3 protein-coding genes and 2 pseudogenes are annotated in these 7025 nt (G+C 51.7%); all 5 read right to left on the bottom strand.

The annotated features are described in order from the left end of the window. Positions 1-2242, bottom strand: a 2242-nt coding sequence (locus tag Q2B33_RS22495; protein WP_300823254.1) for a glycosyltransferase, incomplete at its 3' end; no start/stop codon positions are given. Between the two features lie 73 nt (positions 2243-2315). Continuing rightward, positions 2316-3944, bottom strand: a pseudogene (locus tag Q2B33_RS22490) (AAA family ATPase). Between the two features lie 212 nt (positions 3945-4156). After that, positions 4157-5545 carry a flagellin gene (locus Q2B33_RS22485; RefSeq protein WP_300791548.1) on the bottom strand — a complete coding sequence of 463 codons (1389 nt, stop codon included), beginning with the start codon at positions 5543-5545 and terminating at the stop codon, positions 4157-4159. Between the two features lie 428 nt (positions 5546-5973). Beyond that, positions 5974-6414 (bottom strand): flagellin, encoded by a 441-nt coding sequence (locus tag Q2B33_RS22480; protein ID WP_300914267.1) that lies wholly within the window; start codon positions 6412-6414, stop codon positions 5974-5976. A 489-nt stretch (positions 6415-6903) separates the two neighbouring features. Then, a pseudogene (locus Q2B33_RS24620) lies at positions 6904-7025 on the bottom strand (flagellin); the annotation flags it as partial.

Raw genomic sequence — 7025 nt, 5'->3', positions numbered from 1 at the left:
CCGGCAAGAGCGGCAGCAGCTGCTCTGTCACGCCCAGGGCCGCCTCGTATTGCCCCGCATCCATCAGGGCATAGACCCTGGCTTTGATCTGCCTGGCCAGCACCTGGAATTCCCCCGCGGCCTGCGTGGACTCCCTTTTCTGCCGTTCCAGCCGCGTATCCAGCCATTTCAGGTAATATCTCATGATATTGGCAAGCCCCGGAAGCAGATCCTTGATTTCGCGGACAGACTCCACCGCCTCCGCATATTGTGCCGCTTCCGTCCTCTCCAGCAGATTCAGGATAGCGTATGCCCCCCGATACTCCTCCGGGAGCACATCCGGCATCTCGCGGATAGCTTCCTCTCTGTAGATCCTCTCGCATAGAGCCGTCCTGCACAGGGCGAATTCCCTCAGGCCGTCCATCATTCTTTCCACGGAGCCATCAAGCGGTTCTGTGTCCCCGCCCTCCGGATGCCGGGATGAATCCTCCGGGCCGTCGGCAGATGCCCCCTCACATTCTGTAGCTGCCGCTGCGCTTGCACGGCTGATGCCGCAAGCGGCCCTCCAGGCGAGCATATGCATGCTGTCCTGATCCTGTTCCCCCGCAAAAGCCTCTGCCAGCCACGCCGTATCTCTCCATGTATGCCGGCTAAAATATCGGGTCAGCTCTTTTTCCCACTGAGGGAAAGATACCGCTTCCATCACATGGGCAAATCGTCCGCCGAAATGCCGTACCGCCCCGGCAATGTCATAGGCTTTCATCCAGGACATGGTCTGTTCTCTGATCTTCCAAAGTTCCAAAGCCGTGTCTTCGGCTTCTTCTGCCGTATAGCTTATTCCCGGCTCCGGCCCAAACGCCGCTGTTGTCAGCCTGATCAGCTTCAGCGACCAATGCCCGGATGCCACATTCCTGTAAGCGGCAGCGTTCCCGATTCTGTCCGTGAATTCCGATTCCCGTTTTTCGCCGGGTATTGTTTCCTCCGGATTACAGTTCTCCATAATGGTCTCGACTATGAACTCCTCCAGCTCCGGGCGCTTTACCAGTTCGCTACACATTTTCTCATAATATGCCAGCTCCTGTCCCCCTGCCTGGGGCATGCGCTCCAGAATGTCCCGCACCACTCCCATGTCCAGCTCATAGATGTCCCACTGCCAGTTCATATCCCGGAACCATGTCCAGGCCAGATCCCCCTTCCCACAGTGCACTGCGGCACGCACGCCATTGCCCAATACAGGGGTGCGCTTCCGCTCATGGAAGCAGGTATTTGTGACAGGTGTGTCAAATGTCATGAAAGCGTCTCTGTTTTTCAGATATTCCTGATAGACCTGCCAGTAAAATGCCGTATAATGCAGCGCTTTCTCATACTTTTCCTTGTCCACGAAAGCGATTGCCAGGCGGCCCGCGATCACGGCTTTCACCATCCTGTCCGTTCGGCTGCTTTCTATGTACTGCTCGCCCTTTTCTATAGCCTCGTCATAGCTGTACTGGGTCATGTAGCAGTTCACCACATTGCCGTATATGGAAGACAGGCAGTAGTCCTCCTCCACCGGGCCGCTTTCCGCCAGGCCGATGGCATGCAGGGACAGCTCCAGTGATTTCTCCCTGTCGTGGAGACTATTATATTCCTGAGCCAGCTGCAGGGTGACCCTCATATTCCGGGGATGCTCCTCCAGTTCCTCCAGAAGCAGGCTGACATTGCGCATGGCATGCTCCCTGGCCTTCTCCTCTGTCTGGTAGACATAACTGTAATGATGCACAAAGGCATTCAGCCGCTTGGCCTTCCCCGGCGCCCTGCTGAAGCATTCGTGGATCCTATAGATAAAACGGATGTCCGGCTCCAGGCGAACCATCCTCCCCACCAGCATCTCCGTATAGTCCGTCCCCTCCAGCGACACATAATTTCGCACCGAATAGAGCCCGACACCATAGATCCGGTATTCGCCGGAATTGAAGAACCGGATGATGTCCGTCACATCCTCGAACCATTCGTCATCATCCATGTACATGAACCATCTCCCTCTGGCCCTTTCCAGGCCCGCATTCCTGGCTTTGGAGAAATCTCTGCACCATTCAAAGTCCACAATCTTGTCCGTGTATTCCTCGATGATGCCCCGCACCTGTTCCCCGCATCCCGTATCCACCAGAATCAGCTCCGAGGGCACCTTCTTCAGCAGCGGCTGAATAGAGTCAAGACATTTCCGCACGGTATCCGGACGGTTGGAAATCAGGATGGATATGGTCAGTAGAATCTGATTGCTCATATGCGGCATATTCCTTTCTATATCAGAATTATCCTCTCTGGCGTCTCTTTCACGAAATCCTTCGCGCAGCCCTTCACCCCAACGCTTTCCGCAGCACAACGACCTTACAGGAATGGGCCTTCGTATCCCTGTCATACGCGATGCCGACTCCCAGAATCCGTCCGGTATATCTCGGACTCTCCCCCAGCCTTCCGTCAAACTTCAGGGCATATTTCCGATCTATAATCTGCCGCAGCGCATCGTCCGGGCCGCCCTCCACTTTCAGCTCCAGAATAATGCAGTCCGCGCCTCGATCCGTCTCCGGATAGAAAATAAAATCCACATAACCAATCCCTGCCTTATCCTCACGCTCTATCCGGTAAGAATCCCTGGCTGCCAGATAGACCAGCGCAACGATTGCAGTCAATTCCGTCTCATGATTATATGCCAAAAGCGGAGTCTCTGTATTATGGGCAAATTCCAGAATCTCAGCCATTTTGTCCGTATCAGCCTCCAGTGTCGCTCTCAGCATCTCTCCCGATATCCGGGCAAGCCGGTTCACATAGCCCAAGGACGGCTCTTTCAGCAGCATATCATTGTACTTTTCCATCAGCTCCCTATTGGGAATGCTGACTTTCCCCTCTCCGTATGTAAGAAATCCATACACAACCATGGCCGAGAGAATCTCGTCCCTTGTGGTCAGTTTCATAGATGTGGCGGCATATTCCTGCACTTTTGCCGATACCGGCGTTCCGGACACCATTATCGCCAGATCCTCCCTTACGGCATCCACATTTGCACCCACATAATAAAAGATTTCGTCATAAGGGCCGCTGCTCGTCCAATAGCTGCCCAACTGGTTATCGCTCAGTGCGCCCACAACGGAGCGCGGATTGTATATTTTCGCGCCCGATGCGGTCCGATAGCCATCATACCAAAGCCGCAGCCCCTCCCGGCTCACTTTCGGAAGTTTCTCGATGTCCAGATATCTTTGGTACAGGTCATCCACCTCCGCTTCCGTGAAGCCAAAATATTCGCTGAACTTCTCTCGGGTAGCCATCATATATTCCAAAAACATATTCAATTCCGAGCCGCTGGAGTATTTCGCGATTGGCAGGATTCCGGTCATGTATGCCAAAGAGACATAGGCCTTCCCTTTTAATAAATTGCTCAAAAAATCGATATAATCCGCTTTGTCCTGTTGAGATACAAAAGGTCTGTGGAATATGAAATCCCATTCATCGAAGACAAACAGAAAGCGCTTGGAATCATAAACCTGATATACGGAAAGAAAGGCGTCCCAGACTGCATCCCCTTTTCTGATACCCGCTTCCGGATATGCTTCCATCAAATCCTACAGCAATCGGTTCTCAATCCGTTCGATATACTGCCCATAGCTTTTACAGTTTCTGGGCATTTCATTAAAAGATATGAAAATGACGTCATACCTGCCCAAATAATTGCGGCAAAGCTCCGGCGCTTCCGCTTTCAGCTTATGAAACAAGGCTCCCGAATCACAGGCTCTTGAAAAAAAGGCGGCCATCATATTGGCCGCCATGGACTTGCCGAAACGCCGGGGCCTGGTGACACATATATAGTTCGCGGTGGTATCTACCCGTGGGCACAGCTCGCACAACAGCTTGGACTTGTCAACAAAGTAAGGACTATTATGCTCTCTGCGATATGTGTCATAGACCGCTGTCGTATTCAGGTAATTTCCCATTTCCCCATGCCCTTTCCATTCCGTTCTGCCAATGTATCTATTATAATCGGAAACTGCCGGAAATACAACAGGAAGAAAGTTTTTTGCGGCAAAAGGGCAACAGGGCGCCGAGCAGCCACCGTGAATATATGAAAAGGCACGGTACAGAATAAATGCACCGTGCCTTTGAATCCTTATGGCTTTATCTTTTGTCAGTCATTTACAGCTACAGATTAGCCAAGCAAGGACAGTACGCCCTGATTTGCCTGGTTGGACTGCGCCAACATTGCCTGACCGGCCTGAGCCAGAATCTGGTTGTTGGAGTAGGAAACCATCTGGGTCGCCATATCCGTATCGCGGATTGCGGACTCTGCAGACTGGGTGTTCTCCACTACGTTGTCCAGGTTGGCGATGGTGTGCTCCAGACGGTTCTGCACCGCACCGAGAGCTGCTCTCTGATCGGATACCTTCTGCAGGGCGTCTGCAACGATGTCAATAGCCTTCGTGCCGTTGTCCACGCTGTCGCCGCCGATGTTCAGACCGTTGACGCCAAGGCCTCTGGCGCTCATCATGGAGATGTTTACGCTAATCTTGTTGTCGCTGGAGGAGTCGGCTCCTACATGCAGACTGAAGTTGATGGCATCGTTCAGGTCGGCGAAGGCTTCTACCTTAATGGCAATCGTGTTCGTCGTATCATCATAGAAAGTAGTAACCGACTTCAGCTCAGAACCATACTGACGACGGATTGCGGATGTCAGCTGATCCATACTGGTAAATGCCTTATAACTAACGGAACCATTACTGTCTTTAAGCTTAGCATCATTGATTGCCTTAGCAACGGCACTTGCACTTGCCTTATCTTTGCTGGCATCTGCAGCAGAAGTGCTCTCAATCAACAGATATGTGGTATTGCCTACCGTAACAGACTGTCCTGTCCACTTGGTATTGGTCGCTGCCTGACCGCTCAATTTAATTCCGTTAGCACTGGGATTCGTTGTACTTCCCGCTGTGAGCGATCCACTTTTGCTTATACCATCATAACTCATTACCAATCCTGTAAGCTTCTCACCGAAAGAAATTTTAGCAGTTCCTGTCTGCGTATCAAGAGAAGATACAGCACCATTATTAGCTGTACCATTAAAGTTTAAGTTCGTTAAACTAGTCGCAACCTTAGAATAGGTCAGGCTTCCTGCCACGCTGCCATTAGCACCCTTCAGCAGATAGGTCTCATTGAACTTAGTGGTGGTGGATACACGGTCGATTTCCGTGGTCAGCTGATCAATCTCGTTCTGGATAGCGTTCCTGTCGCTCTCGGACATAGTGCCGTTAGCGGCCTTCACTGCCAGCTCGTTCATTCTCTGCAGCATGTCGTGCACTTCGTTCAGAGCACCCTCTGCGGTCTGCACTGCACTGATGCCGTCCTGGGCATTGGAAGATGCCTGGGTCAGGCCGCGAATCTGCTTCCTCATCTTCTCGGAGATAGCCAGACCTGCAGCATCGTCAGCCGCACGGTTGATGCGATAGCCGGAAGACAGCTTCTCAGTTGCCTTGGCCTGAGTCTTAGTGGTAAGGCCCAGCATACGGTTGGAATTCATTGCCGTTAAGTTGTGTTGTACTACCATAATATATTCCTCCTTGAATGAAATGCCTCTTCCTTGAGGCTGTTGGGGTCTGGCTTCGCCCGGTTCGCACGTCCGGGCTCTCTCAAACCGATGTCGGAATCTCTCCGCAATCGTGCGAATTGCTTCAATCTTCCGGGGATAAGCGGAAAACAGACTGCCGTTTCCGGCACCAGGATTCCAAAAAACAGACTCCTCCTATTTTCGCTCCACTGATACATATATCGGATAGATTCCCGATTATTTTAGAGACCTTTGCAATTTTGGTGCAATTACTGACATAAAAGATTCTCGTATCATTAGGCCATCAATTTATTGCGCAGCAAACTGCGGGAATTCGGGGGCGGAGAAAAAGCACGGTACAGTTAAAACCGCACCGTGCTTTCGAATTATTGTTGCTCTTTCTTTTGTATCTAACCTACCGCTATGAATTAGCCAAGCAGGGACAGTACGCCCTGGTTCGCCTGGTTGGACTGCGCCAACATTGCCTGACCGGCCTGAGCCAGAATCTGGTTGTTGGAGTAGGAAACCATCTGGGTAGCCATATCCGTGTCGCGGATTGCGGACTCTGCGGACTGGGTATTCTCCACTACGTTGTCCAGGTTGGCGATGGTGTGCTCCAGACGGTTCTGGACGGCACCCAGGGCAGCCCTCTGGTCGGATACCTTCTGCAGAGCGTCTGCTACGATGTCGATAGCCTTCGTTCCGTTGTCCACAGTGTCGCCGCCGATGTTCAGACCGTTGACCCCAAGACCTCTGGCACTCATCATGGAGATGTTCACGCTGATCTTGTTGTCGCTGGAGGAGTCGGCTCCTACATGCAGGCTGAAGTTGATGGCATCGTTCAGGTCGGCGAAGGCTTCTACTTTCAATACAATAGTTCCGCCACTAGTATTCTCATCGTAAACAGCCGTCACAGATTTAAGCTCACTACCATACTGACGACGGATTGCGGATGACAATTGATCCATGCTGGTGAATGCCTTCACAACAACAGAGCCATTACTTTTAATATTAGCATCGTTGATTGCTTTTACTACAGCGCTCGCACTAGCCTTGTCCTTACCAGCTACTTTTGCGGAAGTGCTCTCTACCAAGACATATGTTGTATTGCCTACCGTAATCTGTTTTGCGCTCCAATTGGTGTTAGTTGCCGCCGCACCGTTTAACTTCAAACCTGTTAGGGCATGGCCGTTAATCTGTGTCGAAGCAGTCACATTTCCAGTAAGCTTAGTGCCAAAGGTAAGCTTAGCTGTACCTGTCTGCGTATCAAGAGTAATGGCGTTATTACTCAAAGTTGACAGACTCGTAGCCACTTTCGAGTAAGTCAGGCTGCCTGCCACGCTGCCGTTGGCACCCTTCAGCAGATAGGTCTCGTTGAACTTGGTGGTCGTGGATACACGGTCGATTTCCGTGGTCAGCTGATCAATCTCGTTCTGGATAGCATTCCTGTCGCTCTCGGACATGGTTCCGTTAGCGGCCT

It is taken from the genome of uncultured Acetatifactor sp., from assembly GCF_948601915.1.
Taxonomy (GTDB): domain Bacteria; phylum Bacillota; class Clostridia; order Lachnospirales; family Lachnospiraceae; genus Acetatifactor.
The sequence above is the reverse complement of the archived record's forward strand: the minus strand, read 5'-3'. Positions and strand labels throughout refer to the sequence as shown.

Bases quoted from the DNA above. Each gene is read 5' to 3' on its own strand.
- Q2B33_RS22485 (WP_300791548.1), bottom strand. From the start codon at position 5,545: ATGGTAGTACAACACAACTTAACGGCAATGAATTCCAACCGTATGCTG.